The organism is Streptomyces spinoverrucosus (assembly GCF_006539505.1).
In the GTDB taxonomy this organism is placed as follows: Bacteria; Actinomycetota; Actinomycetes; order Streptomycetales; family Streptomycetaceae; genus Streptomyces; species Streptomyces spinoverrucosus.
Genome location: NZ_BJND01000172.1, coordinates 1 through 1,579, shown reverse-complemented (window position 1 = coordinate 1,579; position 1,579 = coordinate 1). Strand labels below are relative to the sequence as shown.

At 68.0% G+C, this 1,579-nt stretch carries 2 protein-coding genes; both read left to right on the top strand.

Annotated elements, in window-relative coordinates; translation table 11 throughout:
- Positions 1 to 235: 235 nt before the first annotated feature.
- Positions 236 to 655 (top strand): hypothetical protein, encoded by a 420-nt coding sequence (locus SSP24_RS42350; RefSeq protein WP_141316584.1) that lies wholly within the window; start codon positions 236 to 238, stop codon positions 653 to 655.
- A complete protein-coding gene (locus tag SSP24_RS42345; RefSeq protein ID WP_141316582.1) occupies positions 652 to 1,527 on the top strand; it encodes an isocitrate lyase/PEP mutase family protein in 876 nt (291 codons plus the stop codon). The genes SSP24_RS42350 and SSP24_RS42345 overlap by 4 nt, the downstream gene beginning before the upstream one ends.
- Positions 1,528 to 1,579 lie beyond the last annotated feature (52 nt).

Here is a 1,579-nt window from a genome sequence, read left to right as displayed (position 1 = left end):
GTAGTACGGTTCGTCCGCGCTCGGCAGCGTCGCAGCGCTGGTCGAGCTGCGGTCCGGCCTTGGGATGACTGAGCCGCCCAGCTGGCGGCTCGAGCTGCCATTGGCCGACGCCATGGGGATACTTGAAGAGGGTGCGCCCGTCCTGCGGACGACCTGCCTGCTACGAGCGCGCCCTGTGGGAGACCGTATGCGCTCGTCGTTGCTGCTCACGGGGTTGACTCGGACAGCGGCCGCCATGACTGTGCCCGTCCGGACTTCACGGCGTGTGCTCGGACAGCTGGGTGGACGGCTGATTGGCGCACACCGGGTGTGGGAGACCCCCGGCGGAGTCCAGATCCAGGTCACGGGCCTGGGTGGGCCCGGTACCGCTGCGGTCGCCCGCGATCTGGAGGGGCGGCTGCGCAGCGTGCCCGGCGTGGCGTGGGCCGAGGTGCACGGGATCCCCGGCTGCGTCTTCGTCGGCTGGGAGTCGGCCGCCACCGACCTCGACCAGGTCACCCGCCGGATCGCCGCCGGCGTCGGCATCGGTGTGACGAAGCAGTCGGGGGCGGTGCCGTGGGATACGGACGTCGCCGGGATGAAGGATGCTTCCCTGCGCCTAGCCGTGCCTCGTCACGGCTCGCAGACGCTTGAGATGGACGGGAGCGACGGGTGAGTACTGCGGTCCCCGCTCCGCTACGCGATCTGATCGGCGTGGACGGCGGCCTGCTGCTGCCGGGGGTGGCCAACGCCCTGACCGCACGCATCGCTGAAGACCTCGGCTTCCGCGCTGTCTACATCACCGGGGCCGGCGTGGCCAACACCTTCCTCGGTCTGCCGGACATAGGCCTTCTGTCCCTCACAGAGATGGCCGCCCATGTGGGGGCGATCAGCGATGCCGTCGACGTGCCGGTGATCGTGGACGCTGACACCGGCTTCGGTAACGCCATCTCCGTCGTCCGTACCGTCCGTCTGTTGGAGAAGGCCGGTGCGTGCGGTATCCAGTTGGAGGACCAGGTGGCACCCAAACGGTGCGGACACTTCGAGGGGCAGAAAGTCATCCCGTCGGCCGAGATGCGACAGAAGATACGCGCTGCGACGGAATCCCGCCGTAGCGAGAACACGCTCATCATCGCCCGCACCGACGCCCGGGCCGAGCACGGCCTGAGCGAAGCACTCGACCGCGCCGCTGCATACGCGGAGGCCGGCGCCGACGTCCTGTTCATCGAAGGTCTGCGCTCGCGCGACGAACTGGCCGAAGCGGGAGCGGCGCTCCCGGGTGTACCGAAACTGGCCAACATGGTCGAGGGAGGCAAGACCCCGCTGCTGGCCCGCGAGGATTTGCTGGCTATGGGGTACTCGATTCTGCTGTATGCGAATGCTGCTATGCAAGGCGCCATTCACGGCGCACAGAAGGTCTTGGCCGGTCTGCGCGATGCCGGCTCACTCGGTCCCGTCCTGGACGACCTCACACCCTGGCACGAACGCCAGCGACTAGTACGCCGCGACGACTTCAACGACTTGGACAAGCGCTACCAGGCCGAGTGAAGACAGAGTGGGCTTGTCCGAGTAGGTGACCACGAGGCCGGCGGAGTCTTAG